The organism is Streptomyces sp. NPDC007875 (assembly GCF_042868035.1).
Taxonomy (GTDB): Bacteria; Actinomycetota; Actinomycetes; order Streptomycetales; family Streptomycetaceae; genus Streptomyces; species Streptomyces antimycoticus.
This window is the reverse complement of the sequence record NZ_JBIADZ010000006.1, coordinates 275,132-293,033: the sequence shown is the minus strand read 5'-3', so window position 1 is coordinate 293,033 and position 17,902 is coordinate 275,132. Positions and strand designations below refer to the sequence as shown.

The 17,902-nt window shown below is 71.7% G+C and carries 19 protein-coding genes; 2 read left to right on the top strand and 17 right to left on the bottom strand.

Translation table 11 applies throughout. From position 1 onward, the window contains the following. Positions 1-121 precede the first annotated feature (121 nt). From ACFYOY_RS15970 to ACFYOY_RS15910, 13 genes are all read right to left on the bottom strand, one after another. Positions 122-2,209 carry an AarF/UbiB family protein gene (locus ACFYOY_RS15970; protein ID WP_351881713.1) on the bottom strand — a complete coding sequence of 696 codons (2,088 nt, stop codon included), beginning with the start codon at positions 2,207-2,209 and terminating at the stop codon, positions 122-124. A gap of 162 nt (positions 2,210-2,371) precedes the next feature. Further along, on the bottom strand, positions 2,372-2,578 hold the full coding sequence (locus tag ACFYOY_RS15965) for an MbtH family protein (RefSeq protein ID WP_044573519.1): 207 nt from the start codon (positions 2,576-2,578) through the stop codon (positions 2,372-2,374). 80 nt (positions 2,579-2,658) lie between these two features. Further along, positions 2,659-3,372: a DsbA family protein gene (locus ACFYOY_RS15960; protein WP_351881716.1), complete on the bottom strand. Its 714-nt coding sequence runs from the start codon at positions 3,370-3,372 to the stop codon at positions 2,659-2,661. Positions 3,373-3,398: 26 nt separating this feature from the next. Beyond that, on the bottom strand, positions 3,399-4,145 hold the full coding sequence (gene fabG, locus ACFYOY_RS15955; protein ID WP_351881719.1) for a 3-oxoacyl-[acyl-carrier-protein] reductase: 747 nt from the start codon (positions 4,143-4,145) through the stop codon (positions 3,399-3,401). Between the two features lie 56 nt (positions 4,146-4,201). Next, positions 4,202-4,696, bottom strand: coding sequence for a 3-hydroxyacyl-ACP dehydratase FabZ family protein (locus ACFYOY_RS15950; protein WP_161560881.1), 495 nt, complete (start codon positions 4,694-4,696; stop codon positions 4,202-4,204). Continuing rightward, complete coding sequence (locus tag ACFYOY_RS15945) at positions 4,696-5,184, bottom strand: hypothetical protein (RefSeq protein WP_351881722.1); 489 nt, start codon at positions 5,182-5,184, stop codon at positions 4,696-4,698. The genes ACFYOY_RS15950 and ACFYOY_RS15945 overlap by 1 nt, the downstream gene beginning before the upstream one ends. Further along, positions 5,181-6,308: a beta-ketoacyl synthase N-terminal-like domain-containing protein gene (locus ACFYOY_RS15940; protein WP_351881725.1), complete on the bottom strand. Its 1,128-nt coding sequence runs from the start codon at positions 6,306-6,308 to the stop codon at positions 5,181-5,183. The genes ACFYOY_RS15945 and ACFYOY_RS15940 overlap by 4 nt, the downstream gene beginning before the upstream one ends. Positions 6,309-6,338: 30 nt before the next feature. Further along, positions 6,339-7,358, bottom strand: a complete 1,020-nt coding sequence (locus ACFYOY_RS15935) for a hypothetical protein (protein ID WP_351881728.1) — start codon at positions 7,356-7,358, stop codon at positions 6,339-6,341. Then, on the bottom strand, positions 7,355-8,278 hold the full coding sequence (locus tag ACFYOY_RS15930; RefSeq protein WP_351881731.1) for an alpha/beta hydrolase: 924 nt from the start codon (positions 8,276-8,278) through the stop codon (positions 7,355-7,357). The genes ACFYOY_RS15935 and ACFYOY_RS15930 overlap by 4 nt, the downstream gene beginning before the upstream one ends. Then, positions 8,278-9,222 carry a beta-ketoacyl synthase N-terminal-like domain-containing protein gene (locus ACFYOY_RS15925; protein ID WP_388587532.1) on the bottom strand — a complete coding sequence of 315 codons (945 nt, stop codon included), beginning with the start codon at positions 9,220-9,222 and terminating at the stop codon, positions 8,278-8,280. Before ACFYOY_RS15925 ends, ACFYOY_RS15930 begins: the two co-directional genes overlap by 1 nt. Further along, positions 9,219-10,352 carry a beta-ketoacyl synthase N-terminal-like domain-containing protein gene (locus ACFYOY_RS15920; RefSeq protein WP_351881737.1) on the bottom strand — a complete coding sequence of 378 codons (1,134 nt, stop codon included), beginning with the start codon at positions 10,350-10,352 and terminating at the stop codon, positions 9,219-9,221. Before ACFYOY_RS15920 ends, ACFYOY_RS15925 begins: the two co-directional genes overlap by 4 nt. Further along, positions 10,349-11,590 (bottom strand): beta-ketoacyl-[acyl-carrier-protein] synthase family protein, encoded by a 1,242-nt coding sequence (locus tag ACFYOY_RS15915; RefSeq protein WP_351881740.1) that lies wholly within the window; start codon positions 11,588-11,590, stop codon positions 10,349-10,351. The genes ACFYOY_RS15920 and ACFYOY_RS15915 overlap by 4 nt, the downstream gene beginning before the upstream one ends. A gap of 54 nt (positions 11,591-11,644) precedes the next feature. After that, complete coding sequence (locus tag ACFYOY_RS15910; RefSeq protein ID WP_014061562.1) at positions 11,645-11,896, bottom strand: acyl carrier protein; 252 nt, start codon at positions 11,894-11,896, stop codon at positions 11,645-11,647. 575 nt (positions 11,897-12,471) lie between these two features. Here ACFYOY_RS15910 and ACFYOY_RS15905 point away from each other — a divergent pair. Then, on the top strand, positions 12,472-12,969 hold the full coding sequence (locus ACFYOY_RS15905) for a hypothetical protein (protein ID WP_388587528.1): 498 nt from the start codon (positions 12,472-12,474) through the stop codon (positions 12,967-12,969). Between the two features lie 140 nt (positions 12,970-13,109). After that, the gene (locus tag ACFYOY_RS15900; RefSeq protein ID WP_351881746.1) at positions 13,110-13,376 is read left to right on the top strand and encodes a hypothetical protein; all 267 of its coding nucleotides are present in this window, start codon (positions 13,110-13,112) and stop codon (positions 13,374-13,376) included. Between the two features lie 96 nt (positions 13,377-13,472). Here the strand turns inward: ACFYOY_RS15900 and ACFYOY_RS15895 are convergent, their stop codons facing one another. The 4 genes from ACFYOY_RS15895 to ACFYOY_RS15880 all read right to left on the bottom strand — a co-directional run bounded on the left by ACFYOY_RS15895 (position 13,473) and on the right by ACFYOY_RS15880 (position 17,866). Continuing rightward, positions 13,473-15,341 (bottom strand): BTAD domain-containing putative transcriptional regulator, encoded by a 1,869-nt coding sequence (locus ACFYOY_RS15895; RefSeq protein WP_351881749.1) that lies wholly within the window; start codon positions 15,339-15,341, stop codon positions 13,473-13,475. Between the two features lie 81 nt (positions 15,342-15,422). Beyond that, complete coding sequence (locus ACFYOY_RS15890; protein ID WP_351881752.1) at positions 15,423-16,151, bottom strand: IclR family transcriptional regulator C-terminal domain-containing protein; 729 nt, start codon at positions 16,149-16,151, stop codon at positions 15,423-15,425. 4 nt (positions 16,152-16,155) lie between these two features. Beyond that, positions 16,156-16,899 (bottom strand): alpha/beta fold hydrolase, encoded by a 744-nt coding sequence (locus tag ACFYOY_RS15885; RefSeq protein ID WP_351882256.1) that lies wholly within the window; start codon positions 16,897-16,899, stop codon positions 16,156-16,158. Between the two features lie 157 nt (positions 16,900-17,056). After that, the gene (locus tag ACFYOY_RS15880; protein ID WP_351881755.1) at positions 17,057-17,866 is read right to left on the bottom strand and encodes a LuxR family transcriptional regulator; all 810 of its coding nucleotides are present in this window, start codon (positions 17,864-17,866) and stop codon (positions 17,057-17,059) included. Positions 17,867-17,902: the final 36 nt, after the last annotated feature.

Sequence of the window (17,902 nt, the reverse complement as noted above, 5' to 3'; positions counted from 1 at the left end):
CAGGAGCCGGTCCACGGCCGTGCCCGCCGGATGTCCCGTAGAGCGTGTCGCGGTTGTACACACCGGATGTCCCGTACCGCCTCGGCGGGGGTTCGTCCCGGCCCCGGGCGCGCCCCGGGCGCTAGTACGTGTCGTGGGTGTTGGGCCGGCGTATCGCCGTGTAGAGGGCGCGCAGCATGAGGATCGCGCTGACCGCGAGCACCTGATAGCCGAGCAGCGGGAACAGCTCCACCTCCGCGGTGACCTGGGGCCCGCGCCCGGTGCCGAACACCACCAGGACCACCCCCATCAGCCCCGTGCAGGCCGCCAGCAGCGTGACCGTCAACTGGTGGATCAGCCCGGAGACGAAGCGCCGCTCCCGCTCGTCGGCGAGCACCCGCACCCGGACCGTGAACCGCCCCTCCTCCAGCGACGCGCCGATCCGTTCCGCCCTCCGGGGCAGCCGCCGCAGCATCGGCAGCGCGGACAGGAACTCATGGGCCGCGCCCCGCGCCAGGGACGAGAACCCGGACGTTCTCCCGTCCTCCTCCTCGCTCCCCGTGCCCGTGGCGCGGAATCGCAGCCGGTCGGTGAGCAGGTCCACGGCGATCGCCCGGGCCTCGTCGATCATGTTGAAGTCGGGGCTGACCCGGCCCAGGGTGCCCTCGATGGTCGCCAGGGCCCGGAAGACGGCGGCCACCTCCGGCGGCACGGCGAGACCGAACCGGGCGAGCAGCTGGAACAGCGCGGTGAACATCTCGGTGTCCGGCCGCGCCCCCACCCCCAGGTGCTGGGCCATGAACTGCCCCAGCTCACGCTCCAGCAGCAGCGAGTTGAGCATGAGGTCCTCGCTCCTGGTGGCCCTCGTGCCGAGCAGCGCCATCAGCGCGTCGTGCAGCCCGGCCCGGTCGCCGCGGTCCACGGCCACCAGCATCTCCTGCAGGGCATGGCGCACGGACGGGTCGATACGGCCCACCGAGCCGAAGTCGAGCAGGCCGATCCGCCCGTCGTCGAGCAGCAGCACATTGCCCGGATGCGGATCGGCGTGGAACACCCCCGCCCGCAGGATCTGGTGGAGCATGGCGGCGAAGGCGGTCCGGGCGATCTGGCGGCGGTCCAGCCCCTTGCGGTCCGCGACGGTCGCCGCCCGGTCGAAGGTGACCCCCTCCAGCCACTCCTGGACCAGCACCCTGGCCGTGGTGAACTCCTCGTACACCCGGGGCACGCGCACCAGGGCGTCCGCCTCGTACCCGTCGCAGGACGCCGCCACCACCGCGGCGTTGTTGGCCTCGATCCGGAAGTCCAGCTCCTCCCGCACCGACGTGGAGAAGCCGTCGCCCAGATCCCGCAGCCCCATGGCGTGGGAGGACCGGGACCGCTGCTGGAGGCTGCGGGTGATCGCGACGACGATGTCCAGGTCGCGCTCGACCCTCTCACGGATCCCCGGGCGCTGGACCTTGACCACGACCACCGGGCCCCCGGTCAGCTTGGCGCGGTGGACCTGGGCGATGGAGGCGGCCGCGAGCGGGATCTGCTCGATCCACTCGAAGGCGTCGTCCACCGGCCTGCCCAGCTCCTCGCGCAGCAGCGCCGCCACGTCCCCCCACGGCGCGGGCGGCACATCGCTCTGCAGACGGCTGAGTTCGTCGATGAAGTGCGGGGGCAGCAGATCGCGCCGGGTGGACAGCAGTTGGCCCAGTTTGATGAAGGCCCCGCCGCACTCCTCCAGCGCCAGCCGCAGCCCCCTGGCCATCCGCTCGCCGAACTCGCCGGGCCGCAGGGCCCGTTCCAGACTGTGCCGGCTGCGCAGCGGACGGCTCAGGCCGTGGCGCATGAAGATCCGGCTGATCTGCGAATAGCGCCGGGTGCGCCGCAGCCGGCTGCGCATCGCGCGCCACAGCCGCATGGGTATCGCCCAGCTGCCGCGCGGCAGAAAGACCTCGGCCAGCACCAGGGCGGCCATCGCGGCGAGGACGGACACCCCGACCTGGACCCCGTACAGCACGCCCATGCTCTGCTGGTCGTGCATGGTCGGCTTGAAGGCGAGCATCGCGCCCAGCCCGACTAAACCGGCGCCGAGGGCACGCAGCGGGCCCACCCGGATGCCGAGCAGCCGGCCGGAGATCGCCGAGACGCCGAAGACGAAGACGCCCAGCGACGACACCGCGATCAGCACGATCAGCAGCCCGAAGGACAGGTCGTCGATGCTGGTGGCAGCCAGCCAGGTCATGGCACGTTCCCCCGTGTGCGATGAAGAGGGTGTCAACACTAGTCCGGATCGCCCTTCTCGGACCGCGGCTGCCCGGATGTCACGCGGCAACCTGCCGGACACACACCACGGGGCCCGACGTCAGGACGTCGGGCCCCGCGGCACGGGAGGACGTGGCGTGCGTCAGCCCATCGCCTCGATCAGGCTCTTGGGCCGCATGTCGGTCCAGTTCTCGTTGATGTAGTCCAGGCACGCCTGGCGGTTGTCCTGGCCGTGGACGACGGTCCAGCCCGCGGGTACCTCCGCGAAGGCCGGCCACAGCGAGTGCTGCTGCTCGTCGTTGACCAGCACGTAGTAGCTGCCGTTCTCGTCCTCGAAGGGGTTGCTCATGGCGTGATCGCCTTTCTGACAGGTCTATCGGGTCGACGATGGTCTATGAGGGTCTCTCGGGTCGTGCTGCGTACGTCCGGTCAGCCGCAGCCACCGGCGTGCCCGGCGTCACCGGCCGGGACGAGCAGGGCGGGCTCGATCCCGCGGTCGTTCTCCCGCTGTTCGATGACGGCGGTCCGGGTCTTGGCACGGACGCTCGCGACGAATCCCGAGAGCCGGTCCAGGCCCCAGAACTTGTCGTGCCGGTGGATGAAGAACGGCACTCCGAACACTCCGTCGCGGTCCACCGCCCGCAGCGCCTCGATGCCCCGTCGGCGGATCTCCGGATCGTCGACCGCACCGGCCAACGCGTCCGGGTCCAGGTCCAGTTCATGACCGATCGCGGCCATGGTGGCGCGTTCGGAGATGTCGATGCCGTTCTCCCAGCGGGCCCGGTACACGGCGTCGATGAAGTCCCGCCCGCGGCCGGCGTCCTCGGCGACCAGATAGGCGAGATGGGAGACGTCCCAGTTGGGAGCGGTGTCGATCGGCCAGACCATCCGCAGGCCGCGCTCGATGGCCGCCCGCTTGACGTCCTGCAGGATGTAGAAGTGCTTCTCCTTCGACATCGCGACATAGGGGAGGTGGATCCCGGCGTCGGCCAGCATGCCCTCGCTCACCTCGTCCGGCTCCCAGTACGGGCGCCATTCGATCGCGTCCGCCACATCGGGGGCGTTCTCGGTGAGTTCACGGTAGGCGAGCCAGGAATAGGGGCTGCGGAGTGAGAAATACCAGCGCGGTGGCTTGACGGCCAACGGAACCTCCTGGGTTCGGGGCGATGCTAGATGGTGATGCCGCCGTCGATCTGGACGACGGAGCCCGTGACATAGGCCGCACGGTCCGAGACGAGGTACGAGACGAGGTCGGCGACCTCATCGGCCCGCCCCAGCCGCCCGAGCGGCACCGACTCCAGCGCCTTGTCCTTCACCTGGCCGGTGAGCACGGACGTCATATCGGTGTCGATGAACCCCGGGGCGACGACGTTGGCGCGGATTCCGTACCGCCCGACCTCCTTGGCCAGGGCCCGGGAGAAGCCGATGATCCCGGCCTTGGAGGCCGAGTAGTTGGACTGGGTGGCGTTGCCGTACACACCGGCGACCGAGGAGATGTTGACGATCACCCCGCTCTTCCGCTTCATCATGCCGAACACCACGGAGCGGCAGACGTGGTAGACCCCGTCGAGGTTGACGTCCAGCACGTCATGCCATTCGTCGTCCTTCATCAGCAGCAGGGGGTTGTCACGGGTGATACCGGCGGCGGTCACGGCCGCGTCGATCGGACCGAGGGTCTGCTCGATCTCCGCGACCAGCGCGCGCACCGCGTCGGCGTCACGGACGTCGAGCTTGCGGCTGAGCACCCGGGCCCCGGTCTCCGTGACCTCTTTCTCCAGCTCCAGGGCGGCCGCCTCGTTCGACTGGTAGCAGAAGGCGACATCGAAGCCGTCCCGCGCCAGACGCACCACCGTGGCCCGGCCGATTCCCCGTGAACCGCCGGTGACCAGCGCCACCCGGGATGCGTTCTCTGCCATTGGTTCTCCAAAGCGATTCGGCCGGCCGCAGGGGGCCGGAGGTCTGTTGCCAGGGGTCAGGCGAGGGCGGGGGCCGGGTCCCCGGGCCGCAGCTCCGCCGCCGGGCGGAAGGCCAGCACCGCGAGGCCGACCGTCAAAGCGGGCTCACCGGCCACCGTGGAACCGCCCTCGATGATCACGGTGTCGTCCACCACCCGGGTGATGGACGCCCGGTGTTCCAGTACGTCCCCCGGCAGCACCGGCCGGTGGTACTCGACCCCGGACACGCTGCCGAAGAGCATGACCTGGCCCTCGAGCACATCGGGATCCGGCGACTCCCAGGTGGCCAGCAGCCCGGCCGACTGGCACCAGGACTCCAGCAGCAGCACCCGCGGATAGGCGTACGCCTCCGCCGGCGCGTCCGGTCCGAGCCCCTGGTACCAGGGCTCATTGCAGGTCACAGCCTTCACGGCGGTCACCCGCTCCCCCGGGACCACGTCGGTCACCCGGTCCAGCAGCAGCATCGGGAACCGGTGCGGCAGCACCTTTCTGATCTCCAACTGGCCGATCATCACGCCTCCTCGGCCGTGAACCGCAGTCTGACCTGCGCGGCGGGCCCGCGCTCGGTGGCCACCTTGGCGGCGCACTTCCACACCCCGGACCCGCCGGTCCACACCAGGTCCACCGCCAGCCGGTCGCCCGGGAAGACCGGGCTGAGGAACCGCGTGCTCTCCACGGCCACCAGCTCCAGACCGGCCGAGCCCGGCGGAGGGGTGCGCAGACCGCTGAGGTGCACGCACTCGATCACGCAGACCCCGGGGAAGATAGGGAAGCCCGGGTAGTGCCCGGGGAAGACCGCCTCGTCCTCGCCCACCGTGACGGCCGTCGCCGCACGCACCTTGCCCCGGTCGTCGGCGGCGGCCGGACGGACGACCTCCACCCGCGCGGCGACCGGACTGCTCGGCCGGGTGTCCGGCATTCCGGTGGTCCCGGTGACCTCGGTGGTCTTGGTGGTCCCGGCGGTCCCGGCAGCCCCGATGATCCCGGCGGCCCCGGTCATCGCGGCCCGGCCAGACGCAGCAGGGCGCAGCCGACCGCGCCGTCGCGGTCGACGGAGGTCACCAGCGCCACCCGGCCGGCGGCCTCGGGGGTGGTTTCGGCGTGCACCAGCACCCCGGCGATCTGGAACGCCGCCGCCGCGGCGCCGGTGTCCCCGATGAGCGCGGTCTGGGTGAGGTGGACCAGGTCCGCCCCCTCGGCGGCCTCCGCCACGGCGGCCCGCTCCTGCTCCCCGGACGGGCCGGGCGCCTCACTGGTGGAGACCGCCCAGATCTCCTCCGGGCGCACCTCCGCACGGTCCAGCGCCCGGCGCAGACAGGCCGCCAGCGCGGGGCGGACCCCGCCGTCCAGGGCGATGCCCATCTCCACCGCGAGGATCTCCGCCAGCACCGGCTGTTCGGCGTCGCCCCGCACGTCGGAGCCGCGCTGCTCCACCAGCAGCAGTCCGCAGCCCTCACCGGGCAGTTGCGCGGGCCCCTCGGTGCCCGGCTGGTGGGCGTGGCGCTCCAGCCAGGAGCGGGCGTGCGAGAACTCCTCGACCGCACCGCACAGTACGGTCCTGGCCCGGCCGAAGGTGAGCAGCCGGCGCGCGTAGTTGAGGGCGTACAGCCCCGCCGCGTGGCCACCGGCGATCGTCGTGTTCGGCCCCTTGAGCTGGTGCCAGATCGCGCTCTGCCCCGCGGCGCAGTTCATGACGGCGTTGGGAAAGCGCGCCGGGTCCACCAGATACGGCTTCTCCCCGGTGAGCGAGTCCCGGGTGAAGTCCATCTGGCTCTGCACACTGCCGGTGGTGGTGCCCAGGACGAGGGCGGCGTCCTCGCCGGTGGCCACCCACCGGTTGCGCGGCGCGTCGTCGAGCAGCCGGGCGACCGTGGTGACCGCGAGGCCGGTCACCCGGTCCATCGAGCGGACCCCCTTCTTCCCGAGCACCGTGCGCAGGTCGAAGTCGGGCACCAGACACGCGCGGTCCCCGGCCGCCTGCCACCGCTCGTCATCGAGCGGGGCCGCCGCGGGCCGGCGCTCCCTGATCCCCTCGGTGAAGGCCGCGCGGCCGATCCCGAAGGGCGATACCGCGGACCAGGCCGTGATGACCGGTCGATTCACAAGAGCTGTGCCGCCACTCATGTCTGCTCCGTCGCTCGTCGCCGTCGTCGGTCAGGACTCGCCGCGCAGCGCCTTGGAGACGCGCTCGTCGAAGGTGATCAGGTTCCAGTCCCGCCGGTTCTCGATCAGGGCGTAGCCATGGGTGACCTTGCCGGTCGCGGTCGGCACCAGCCGGCCGTCGCGCACCACATAGCAGTCCATGCGGGAGGTGTAGGTGAAGTCCTTGAAGACGTTCTCGACGGTGTAGACCGTGTAGAGGTCCTCCTCCATCAGCGCCTCGTCCAGGATCTGGATCCGGGAGTGCGGGCAGGCGGGGATCCACCGGCGCTCGTCCAGCAGGGTCTTCACCGAGATGCCCCGGTCGGCGAGGAAGAGGTCCACGACCTCCTCCATCTGCCGCAGATAGCTCGACATCTGGAGCCGCTCCGAGAAGTGGCAGTACGGGTAGGGGATCCGCCACTTCCAGCCGAACGCGTTCTTCCCCGAGGTCAGCAGGTCGAGCACCGGATCGGGGCCGGAGGTGCCGCGGCCGGCCGACAGCGAGGTGGTGACGGCCGTGAGGTCGACGCCGGTCAGCTCCGGCGGCTCGGGGGCGACGGCGCCGGGGGTGCTCAGCCGGCCGGTGACGAACCGGGCGAGCTCGGCGGGCGGTTCACCGACCGCCTCGACATAGCTGTCCGAGCGCAGCACCACCTTGGCGTTGGCGGCCACCACCTTGGTGTCCTCGCCGTCCCGGTCGGCGTGCAGGGCCACCGTGAAGGAGATGAAGGAGTCGTCGTCCCCGGCCGTCGGCACCACCCGCGCCTGGACCGTCTCGTCCATGTAGAGGGCGTGCAGGATCCGGGTGTCGAGGTCGACGATGTCCACCCCGAGGCCATGCTCGGCGTACAGCGCTCGCGCCGGGAGGTCCGCGTCGGCGAAGTGGCAGAGGATGGCCTCCTCGACCAGGTAGTTGATGTGCTTGAACCCGATCCAGGTGCAGATGTTGGAGCCCTCGTATCGGGTGCGCAGCGACGCGGTCGTCTCGCTGGCGAGCAGCCTCTTGACGGCGCCTTCGGCCACTGTGGTCATCGATCGTGCTCCCATGGGAATCCGAGGCCGGGACCGCCGTGCGGACGGACGGCCGAACAGGTGCTGACGAAGCGATCGAGCAGGGCGGCGAACTGCCGCGCCCGCTCGATCATCAGGAAGTGCCCGCAGTCGGGCAGCAGGCGGAACTCGGCGTCGGGAAGGCCCTCCGCGAGCGCGCGGCCCTCGGCCGGCGGCGCGGCGAAGTCGTCCGCGCCGGCGAGCACGAGGCACGGCACGGTGAACCGTCCCAGGCGCAGGGCGGGGGTGCGCAGATAGATCTCGAAGAACCGCATCCAGCCATAGGGGCCGACCCAGTCCCGGATGCGCTCGGCCAGGTGCTGGCGGGTCGCTCCGGGGACCCGGTCCCCGGCGTGCACCCGGATGCCCTCGGCGATCAGCGGGGCCATGTTGTCCACGGAGTACGCCAGGCTCGCCCAGTCGAACTCCTCGGCGGTGCGCCGGTAGAACGGGGCCACCAGCACCATGCCGTGGACGCCGAACTCGGTGAACGGGTCCAGGCCCTCCTCGATCCGGCGGGCCAGGAACTCCATCAGGACGTTCGCGCCCATCGAGTGGGCGACCACCACACCGGCGCCGCCAGGCACCGCGCGCAGGGCGTCGCCCATATACGGCACGAGATCGCCCCGGGCGCTCCACCCGGCGACGCTCCGGCCCCGCCAGGGCAGGTCGGCGGCCCACATCTCGGGGCCGCCGGCCCGGCGGCCGTGCTCGACGCAGGCGTCCCACACCGAGCTGCTGTTGGACAGTCCGTGCAGGAAGAGCGCCCGGCCCCGCCCGGGGTCGCCCACCGCGCGCCGGGTCACGACCACGGGGCTGTCCTTGTCGCCCCGCGCGGACTCCACGGCGGGCCCGCCGTCCTCCTGGGCGAGTCCCCGCGCGAGGCGGTCACCGGTCGACATCAGGCCGCTGCCCGCCCGTGGAGCGCGAGGCCCGCGCTGGCGTCGTCGGCGTCGGTGCCCGCGGTGGCGTACACCGGACCGGCGCCGCCCTGGGCGAACCAGCCGACGGCCGCGGCGCACTGAAGCACTCCCAGCGCACCCGAGCCCAGGCCGAACTCCTCGGCCAGATCGTGCCGGTCCACGCCCTCCAGCAGGGTGTCCGGCACGGCGGCGGCCCGCTGTTCGGGCAGGTGCCACAGGGCCGGCCGGTCACCGGTGGTCCTGGCCAGCCGGTCCAGAGTGCGGCTCAGTCCGGCGCCCCGGACGTAATCGCCGAGAACGGCGGGCGCGCTCGCTCCCCGTTCGGCGGCCGATTCCTCGCTCTCCACCACCAGCGCCGCCGCCCCGTCGATGGTCCGCGCCCCGCCGGTGAAGGCCCGCACGGACTCGTTGTCGGGTTCGACGCCGAGGACCAGCGCCCGGGAGGCCCGGCCGCCGCGGATCAGGGTGGCCGCCCAGTGGACGGCGTCCAGCCCGGAGGTGGCGCCGTTGCACAGCATCAGGTTGGGGCCGCGCAGCCCGAAGCGGATGGCGACGGAGGAGGCGATGACATTGCTCGAGGCGTTCGGCAGATCCATGGCGCTGCCCGCCGCCGCCGTCTGCTCGGCGATGGTGTCGATCGCCCGGCAGATGGTGTCGAGATTGCCGTAGTTGGAGCTCGCGACCACCGCGACACTTCCGCCGGGGACCCGCAGGCCCCCGTCGTCCAGCAGACCGGCGTGGCGCAGGGCCGCGTCGGCCGCGCAGTAGGCGAGTTGCGTGGCCCGGTCCTTGTAGCGCAGGCCCTTCCGGCCGACCAGGTCTTTGGGTTCGACCGGCGGGGCCTCGGCCACCGGTGCCATCAGCTCCGGTGCCGACCTCGCGCGGGGCAGCACCACACCGACCCCGCTCACCACCACGGTCATCGAGCCGCCTCCAGGATCGCGACGGCGTTGATCCCGCCGAAGCCGAATGCGTTCAACTGCGCCACGGTCAGCGGCCGGTGGGCGGCCTCGCCGGTGACGAAGCGGAATCCGTCCGCCTCGTCCACCGGGTTGTCCAGGCCCACGGTCGGCGGCACCCGCCCCTCGGCGAGGCAGCGCAGGGTGACCACCAGGTTGAGCAGCCCGGAGGCGCCCGAGGTGTGCCCGGTCATCGACTTGGTGGCGGTCACCAGGGGCTTGTCCCGGTCCGGGCCGAAGACGTCCGCGAGCGCGGTCGCCTCCGCCTCGTCGTTGAGCAGCGTCCCGGTGCCGTGCACCATCAACAGGTCGATGTCCGCGGGCTTCACCCCGCCCCGGGTGTGCGCCTCCCTGATCGCCTCCGCGATACCGGCCGGGTCCGGCGCCGTCACATGGAAGGCGTCGCAGTTGACCGCGACGTCCCGGACCAGGCCGTGCACCGGACGGCCACCGGGGACCCGGCTGAGCACGACCGCCGCCGCGCCCTCGCCCATCAGGACGCCGTCGCGGTCGCGGTCGAAGGGCCGCACCCGGGTCGGGGGCACCGGCTGCACCCGCTCCAGCAGGCCGTACATGGTCTCGGTGAGCACATCGACCCCGGCCACGACCACCGTGTCCGCTCCCTGCGCCAGCAGGTCCACGCCCAGCGCCAGGGCGTACAGCCCGGCCGAGCACGCGTTGGACAGGGTGTGGGTGTCGTCGGCCTGGAACGCCTCGCGCAGCGCGGTGCCGAAGTGCAGCTCCGCGGCGGGGAATTCGGCGCCCTGGGTGCGCCACAGCTCCACCGAGCGCAGTTCGCGCAGTCCGGTGCCGACCAGGACCGGCACCCCGCTCAGATCGCTCTCGTCCAGGCCCGCGTCGCGGACCGCCTGGCCGACCGCGTCCAGCAGCAGGCCGGTCGCCCGCCGGGTGACGTCCACCCCGGGTGCGGGGCGGTTGTCCACCTCGTACGCGTGGTGGGCCGTGTGCCGGGCGTGGTCGAAGCCGCGCAGCTCGGCGACTCCGGAGCGGCCCGCGCACAGGTTGTGGAAGAGCTCGTCGACATCGCCGCCCACCCCGGCCACGGCCCCCATGCCGGTCACCGCCCAGCTCATGCCGGCACCCCGTCGTACCGGCCGAGCAGCACCACCGCGTTGTTGCCGCCGAAGGCCAGGCCGTTGTTCTGCACGACCTTCAGCTCCGCCTCGATCGCCACATTGGGCACGCAGTCCACATCGCACTCGGGGTCGGTGGTCGTGTGGTTGATGGTCGGCGGAATGAACTTCTCGGTGATCGCCAGGGCGCAGCCGATGGCCGACAGCGCGCTGGCGGCGCCCATGGTGTGGCCGATCATCGACTTCATCGAGATGGTCCTGGGCGGACGGCTGCCGAAGACCTCGCGGATGGCGCGGGCCTCGGTGACGTCGTTGGCCTTGGTGCCGGTGCCGTGGGCGGAGATGAGGTCCACCTGGTCGGCCTTGACCCCGGCGTTCTCCAGGGCGAGTTGCATGCACCGGCCGACGCTGTCCTGGTTCGGCGCCACCTGGTGGTAGGCGTCGCAGTTCAGGCCGTACCCGAGCACCTCGGCGTAGATCCGGGCGCCACGGGCCAGCGCGGACTCCAGGCTCTCCAGGACCAGCACCCCGGCGCCCTCACCGGTGAGGATGCCCTTGCGGTCGACGTCGAACGGCCGGCACCGGTCCGGCGCGATGGTGCCCAGCCGGTAGAAACCGGAGAACGTCTTGCGGCACATCGCGTCGGCGCCGCCGCACAGTGCGTACTCCGCGTCCCCGGAGCGGACGGCGTCATAGCCGTAGCCCAGGGCGTAGTTGCCGGCCGCGCAGGCGGTCGGAATCGTCACCGCCTCCACATCGGACAGCTGCAGCTCCTGCGCGATGGCCGCCGACAGACGGCCGGCCGGAACGCGGCGGGCGAGTTCGGGCGGCATGTGCTCGGAACCATGGGTGATCTCGGCCTCGACCAGGTGGTCCAGGTCCCTCGATTCACCGTCGGTGGTCCCGATGGAGATCAGACCCGGCAGCGACCGCCAGTCCGCGATGGAGACCCCCGCGTCCTCGATCGCCATCCGGGCCGCGGCGACCGAGTACTGCGTCGCCCGGCCGAGCTGCTCGACCGCGAGGTGGCGTACCCATCGCTCGGGGTCGAAATCCTCCACCTCACAGCCGTTCGCGTGGTCGAACCCCTCGACGTCGAACACCGTGATCGGCTTGGCCCCGCTGCTTCCGGCGCGCAGTCCGCGCCGGAACTCCTCGACGCCCATACCGATACTGGAGACCACACCGAGACCGGTGATCACCACTCTTCGCGGGCTCGCATGCCCCGACTCCGCCATCCCGTCCCCCTCGTCCGCTGTTCCGGCCGTGTCCGCGATTACGAAAACGCCGCTTTACCAGCCGGCGGACTCGGCGACTACCTCGTAGACGCCCTTGAGGTGCACCATCCGGGGAAGTTCCGACTGGTCGATGGTGACGTGGAATTCCTTCTCGAGGTTCGCGAGAATTTCGATGGAACGCAGCGAGTCAGCCGAGTGGTCCTCCTTGAAGAGGCTGGTCTCCGTAACCTCGTCCTCTTCGATCTCCAGAACGTCGCAGACGATCTCCTTGATCTTCTGCACCCGCTCCTCGTGCACCGAACTCATGGTGGATCCCCCACTTTCGAACAAGGCCGACCCGCAGGCCGTTTCCATTTCGGACTCGGATCTTTCTATGGCACCCCGCCATACCGCGCAATGCCCACTGCATAAAGCTGCCACAACCCGGTCGGCAGACCTGCCCGCTACCCGGATTCCCGCTCGACGGCGGTTATTTATCGGCGCTTCCTCCAGAACTATCCGCGCGGCCGGAACCGCGCAACAGCCGGTACAGGAAGCTGCCAGCGAAACGTTCTCGTCCGCCGCCATCCCCTGATCAGGGGCTCGGTTCCGTGATCGGTTCGCACGGTGCGTCCGGGCCCCTGATCTCCTCCCCCGGCAAGCCGCGACGGGTGCGCGGAGCACCACGGGCACGCCGAAGGGAGACACCGGCGGTCGTTCGGGGGATGACCACCGCCGGAGTCGGATCTCCCGCTGTCCACGTACTGGACACGGGCTGTTTCGCCAACTGACTGGATTTCTATCCGAGTCCGTTGATCTTCCACAATGGCGCTAACAGGAAGGTGCCAGCGCAAGACCCGCCCCGGCCGCGGGCCGGCGGAACACCATGACACCATCGGTCGGTGATCGAGCTCGGCTACTCCCTCTCCCACCGCTTCCCGGACCCGCCGCAGACGGACTACCGGAGCGCACCGGTCCAGACCCTGCGCCACGACCTGTTCTGCGGCGATGTCCACCTGACGGATACCGCGACCGGCCGCGAACTGTCCACCGCCTGGGGATGGTTGCCGGTGCTGGACTTCGCCTGGGCGCTGTGCGACATCGTCGAACTGCTCGACCGCGATCCGCGCGGCAGCCGCTCGGCCACCCCCGTCCACGCGGAACTCGACTTCACCGAATCCAGCGACCGGCTGCGCTTCGAGCGGCGCTTCGGATGGGTGGACATCACCGCCGACTGGGCACCGGCCACCGAGCCACCGCTGAATTTCTCCCATACCGCGCTGCGCCGCGAGGCCCGGGACTTCCTGCACGATCTGATCGCGGATCTGGTGGATCTGCACGACGGACTCGCGGACAACCCCGCCATCTGGAATCTGCAGGCCCGTTTCCCGCGCGTATAGCCGGACGCCGTACGGCCCACCGAACCGTCTATCACCGGCCTATAGCCGCGGACCTCCGTAGGAATAGGTCGGCCATAGGCGGGCATTCCATGCTGGTCCCGCGGACATGGATACCGGTCCGCACGAACCAGGGAGGTGCAGTGGAAAACGTATCGACCACTGAGATTCCGGCCGGAGTGGAACTCGATTTCACGGCCTGGCTGCGGCACCTGGAACGCCGGGACCTCAGCGATCCGGCGGAGTACGCCGCGGTCGTGAGGGAGCTGGCGCTCGACCCGCACCGCACGGAGTACGCCGAGTACATCGGGTCCCGGCAGTCACTGATGAGCGACGCCGGCGCCCGCTGGGCCAGCCTGGTGGCCATGCTCATCAACGCCGTTCACAGCACCATGGCGGACACGCCCTGAGGCGTCCGCGCCGGATCGGCCGCGCACACCGGACGGGGCCCGGCGACCACCAGGACCGGGGGCCCGGCCCGGTAAAGCCCCGTAGGCCCGGCCGGATCAGCCCGTGCCGTCCGCCGGTGGCTGCGGCCCCGGGCCCCGGCCCCGCTGCTCACGGGCGAACAGCCGCACCAACGGGCGGTAGCGGTACCGCAGTTGATCCCCGTCGGCGATGATGTCCAGCAGGCGGACCTCCGAGATCGACTCCAGCACGTCCTCGGTCCGCCCCTCCGGCCACCGCAGCTCCACGGCCGCCTGACGCGCCGTGAACGCGGAGCCCTCCTCCCGGTGCGCCAGCACCCGGAACGCGTACCGGGCCGTCGGCGCCAGCCGGGCGTGACAGCGGCCCAGGGTCGCCCGCACATCGAGGCTGCCCAGGGACAGCTCGCCCAGCCGCCGGTCCGCGGGCGCCAGCCGGTCCGCCAGATGCGCCAGCCGCCACTGCGGATAGGCCGCCAGCCGCGCCGCGCAGATCCGCAGCGCCAGCGGAAGCCCGTCGCACCGCGCCACGATCCGGTCGGCCGCCTCCGGCTCCGCCGCCACCCTCCCGGGCCCCGCGAGCGCCGCCAGCAGCAGCCGCCCCTCCGCGGGGTCCAGCGGATCCAGCCGCACCAGGCGCACCCCTTCCACCGAGGTGAGCGAGGAGTGGCCGGTGATCAGGGTGCGGCAGCCGTCGCCGTTCACCAGCAGCGGGCGCACCTGCCGGTCCTCGACCGCGTTGTCCAGCACCACCAGCGCCCGGCGGCCGTCCAGCCGGCTGCGGTAGAGCTGCGCCCGTTCATCCAGTGCGGCGGGCAGATCGTGATGGCCGGCGCCCAGCGCCCGCAGAAACCAGCCGAGCACATCCAGCGGATCCTTGGGCCCGCCGTCCTCCTCCCGCAGATCGGCGTACAGCTGCCCGTGCGGGAAGTCCTCACGGCACCGGTGCGCGGCGTGCACCGCCAGCGCCGAGGTGCCCGTCCCCGGAGCGCCGGTCAGCACCGTCGCCCCACCGCGCCCGGGGGCCCGCAGCCCGTCCACAACGACCGCGAGCTGCTCGGCGCGCCCGCTCAGATCGCCGATGTCGGTCGGCAGCATGGCGGGCACCAGGCCGGCCCAGATGTCCCCGGCCATCGACTGGGGTCCGGGGACGCCCGCCCGCCCCGCCTTGTGCAGCCGCACCCGGACCGGCTCCGGGGCAGCCGGACCGGGCAGATCGCCGCGCAGCACGCCGTGGTGGACATGGCGCAGTCCGGCGCCGGGGTCCATCCCGAGCTCGTCGCGCAACACCCGCCGTCCGCGCTCGTAGACCGCCAGTGCGTCCGCCCGCCGGTCACACCGGTACAGGGCGGTCATCAACTGGCCGCGCAGCGCCTCCCGGAGCGGATGCTCGGCCACCAGCCGGGTCAGTTCGGGTACGGACCGGGCGTGCCGGCCCAGCGCCAGCTCCGCCTCGATACGGTGCTCCACCGCACTGATCCGGGCCTCCTCCAGACGCGGCAGCTCCGTCTCCTCCAGGAAGCCGGTCACATCCGACAGGGCGGGCCCACGCCACAGCGCCAGGGCGGTCTGCAGCCGCTCGGCGGCGTCCGCGTACCGGCCCTCGGCGAGTTCTCCGCGCCCCTGCTCGGCCAGGCGCTGGAACTCCTCCCAGTCGAACCGGGCCCCGCTGTGGTCCATGGTGTATCCCGGGCCCCGGCGGGCTAAATGGAGCCAGGGGGCACAGCGTTTGCGCAGCCGCGAGATATGGGTGTAGAGCTGCGCGGTCATCGTGACCGGCGGGTTGCGCCCCCACAGCAGCTCGCTGAGCCGGTCGTCCGAGACCACCCGGCCGCCGGAGAGCAGCAGGGCGGCCAACACGGTCCGCTGTTTGGCGCCGTCGACGGGCAGCAGCCGCCCGTCCACGCGCACCTCCACCGGTCCGAGGATTCCGAACTCCACCTGCCGCACAGCTGCCTCCCCACGGCCTCGGTGTCGTTCGGCCCGACCACCCCCGCCCTCGTCCCACCCCGCCCCGCCGTCCGCGAGGCGTCAGCAACCTGACAACTCGGCGATCCGCACCGCCGCGTCGATCGCCTCACAGCCGAACTGATGCCCCGGATTGCGGCCCACCCGGCTGATCGGCCCGGAGAGCGACAGCGCCGCGATCACCCGCCCGTCCGGAGAACGCACCGGCGCCGAGACGGTCGCCGTGTCCGGCTCCCAGCCCCCGACGCTCTGCGCCCAGCCCCGCCGCCGTACGCCGGAGAGCATGGCCGCGGTGAACCGGGCCCCGCGCAGCGCCTCGTACAGCGCCTCCGGCTCCTCCCACGCGAGCAGCACCTGGGCCACCGCCCCGGACTTCATGGGAAACGCGGTGCCCACCGGCATCGGCTCACCGCCCAGCGCCTCGGAGGAGGCCACACAGATCCGCATCCGGCCGCGACGCCGGTGGAGCCGGGCGCTCGTCCCGGTCCGGGCGCTCACCTGCGCCAGCACCGGGCCCGCCTGGGCCTTCAGCCGGTCCTGGCGGGCCTCGACGACCATGTCGCCCAGCCGGGGGCCGAGGGCGAAGTGCCCGTGCCCGTCGCGGGCGACCAGTCCCAGCCGCTCCAGGGCCAGCACCAGCCGGTGCGCGGTGGGCCGTTTCAGACCGGTGTCGGAGACCAGCCGGGCCAGCGTGGCCGGGCCGCCCTCCAACACGCCCAGCAGCAGCGACGCCTTGTCGAGCACGCCCACTCCGCTCATCAGCGGCGGTGAGGTCATCGTCGAGTGGGCCATGAGCTCAGCCCAGATGCTCGGCAAGCGCGCGGACGACGGCGTCGCGCTGCTCCACCAGGTAGAAGTGGTGCCCCGGCAGCACCCGCAGGTCGAAGCCCGCCGGTGCCACCTCGCCCCAGGCGGCCATGTCCTCCGCGGAGATGTGCGGGTCGCCGTCCCCGACATGGGCCACCACCGGGCAGCCGACCGGCGCCGCGGTACGGGGACCGTACGTCCCGACCGCCTTGAAGTCCGCCCGAAGCGCGGGCAGCACCACCTCGCGCAGATCAGGGTCGTCCAGCAGCGCGCCGTCGGTGCCGCCGAGCCCCCGCACCTCCTCCAGCAGCGCCTCGTCACCGTCCAGGTAGGTGGTCTGGGGCGTCAGCTTGTGCGGCGCCTTCCGGCTGGAGACGAAGAGCGCCTGGAGGCGGATGCCGTACCGGCTCTCCAGCCGCAGCGCGACCTCGTAGCCCACGGACGCGCCCATGCTGTGGCCGAAGAGGGTCAACGGCACGTCCGCGAACGGCAGCAGGGCCGCGGTGACCTCGTCCGCCAGGTCCTCGATGCGGTCGATGCCCGGCTCGACGAGCCGCTCCTGCCGGCCCGGATAGCGCGTGGCGAGCACTTCCACGCCGTAGTCGAAGGCGGTCCCCCAGCCGTGGAAGAACCCGGCGGATCCCCCCGCGTGCGGCAGGCAGACCAGCCGCCTGCGCGGCGCCGCCTCGGTCCCGTATCTGCGGAACCACTTGCTGTCGATGCCGACGGCCATCTTCTCCACGCACCTCCTCGTCATCGTCGGCCGATCCCCCGTCGCCCTGGTGACCCGCCCCGCATTCCTTGCGGCCAGTTCTAGCCGCGCCCCGACGCACCGGGCAACGGCCCGTCATGAAGCTGCCGTGGGCCGCTGAAAAAAATGCGATGGCGTGTCACCGTCGCTCGCCGGGGGATTGCGAGATGAGCAGACCGAGTTCCGCGGCGCGCACCCCGGCCTGAAATCGTGAATTCGCCCCGAGTAACGCCATGATCTCCGCGACATATCTTCGGTAGGTGCGTACGGACATGGCGAGTTCCCGGGCCGCGACCTCGTCGGTCACCCCGGCCCGCAGCCGCTCGAGTATCTGCTGTGCGATATCCGCCCGCGTCTTGTCGCCGAATTCGATGCGGTCGGAGACCTCGACCGCGTTGCGCCACACCCCGTCGAACAGCGCGACCAGCGGCTGGATGACACCAGGGGCGCGGACCACCGAGGCCCGGCGGCCGGCCACCGACGCGGCGCACACCAGCGCGTGTTCATTGTCGGCGATCACGGCGACCAGCGCGGGGATCCGGGCCACCCGGGTCCGTACCCGCGGTTCGGCGGCATGCGCGGAAACGAACCGCCAGTCGAGCGTCGAGGGCGTGCACAGCAGCCGCACCTGGGAGGTCTTGCGCGCCGCCCCGGACAGCAGCGCGGTCAGGGCGTCGTGGACCGCCTCGGAGTACGCGGGCTCCGCGGCGAGCACCACATCGACGCGCGTAGTGGCATGGGTGACCAGCCGCGCCGCCGTCTCGACGGCGTCCTCATGGGCGTCGATGACGTCCACCAGGGAGTCGCGGTGCAGCTGGTTGCGGCGTCTGTCCACCGTGGACGCCAGGAGCGCGCTGACTTCCAGCAGCTCCCGTTCGAATTCATCGGCGGCCTCGACCGGAACGAGGTCGACCTCTCGACGGCTGCTGCCCGAAGCGCTCTCGGGCATCCCGGATGGCACCCCACTCACCCCCCGTGTGAGTTC

Excerpts from the sequence above, each read along its gene's own strand:
- ACFYOY_RS15950 (WP_161560881.1), bottom strand. The coding sequence starts at position 4,696 with ATGATCGGCCAGTTGGAGATCAGAAAGGTGCTGCCGCACCGGTTCCCG.
- ACFYOY_RS15940 (WP_351881725.1), bottom strand. The coding sequence starts at position 6,308 with ATGAGTGGCGGCACAGCTCTTGTGAATCGACCGGTCATCACGGCCTGG.
- ACFYOY_RS15890 (WP_351881752.1), bottom strand. The coding sequence starts at position 16,151 with ATGGCCCACTCGACGATGACCTCACCGCCGCTGATGAGCGGAGTGGGC.
- ACFYOY_RS15920 (WP_351881737.1), bottom strand. The coding sequence starts at position 10,352 with ATGAGCTGGGCGGTGACCGGCATGGGGGCCGTGGCCGGGGTGGGCGGC.
- ACFYOY_RS15925 (WP_388587532.1), bottom strand. The coding sequence starts at position 9,222 with ATGACCGTGGTGGTGAGCGGGGTCGGTGTGGTGCTGCCCCGCGCGAGG.
- ACFYOY_RS15910 (WP_014061562.1), bottom strand. The coding sequence starts at position 11,896 with ATGAGTTCGGTGCACGAGGAGCGGGTGCAGAAGATCAAGGAGATCGTC.
- ACFYOY_RS15945 (WP_351881722.1), bottom strand. The coding sequence starts at position 5,184 with ATGACCGGGGCCGCCGGGATCATCGGGGCTGCCGGGACCGCCGGGACC.
- ACFYOY_RS15885 (WP_351882256.1), bottom strand. The coding sequence starts at position 16,899 with ATGGCCGTCGGCATCGACAGCAAGTGGTTCCGCAGATACGGGACCGAG.
- ACFYOY_RS15915 (WP_351881740.1), bottom strand. The coding sequence starts at position 11,590 with ATGGCGGAGTCGGGGCATGCGAGCCCGCGAAGAGTGGTGATCACCGGT.
- ACFYOY_RS15935 (WP_351881728.1), bottom strand. The coding sequence starts at position 7,358 with ATGACCACAGTGGCCGAAGGCGCCGTCAAGAGGCTGCTCGCCAGCGAG.
- ACFYOY_RS15970 (WP_351881713.1), bottom strand. The coding sequence starts at position 2,209 with ATGACCTGGCTGGCTGCCACCAGCATCGACGACCTGTCCTTCGGGCTG.
- ACFYOY_RS15965 (WP_044573519.1), bottom strand. The coding sequence starts at position 2,578 with ATGAGCAACCCCTTCGAGGACGAGAACGGCAGCTACTACGTGCTGGTC.
- ACFYOY_RS15880 (WP_351881755.1), bottom strand. The coding sequence starts at position 17,866 with ATGCCCGAGAGCGCTTCGGGCAGCAGCCGTCGAGAGGTCGACCTCGTT.
- fabG (WP_351881719.1), bottom strand. The coding sequence starts at position 4,145 with ATGGCAGAGAACGCATCCCGGGTGGCGCTGGTCACCGGCGGTTCACGG.
- ACFYOY_RS15930 (WP_351881731.1), bottom strand. The coding sequence starts at position 8,278 with ATGTCGACCGGTGACCGCCTCGCGCGGGGACTCGCCCAGGAGGACGGC.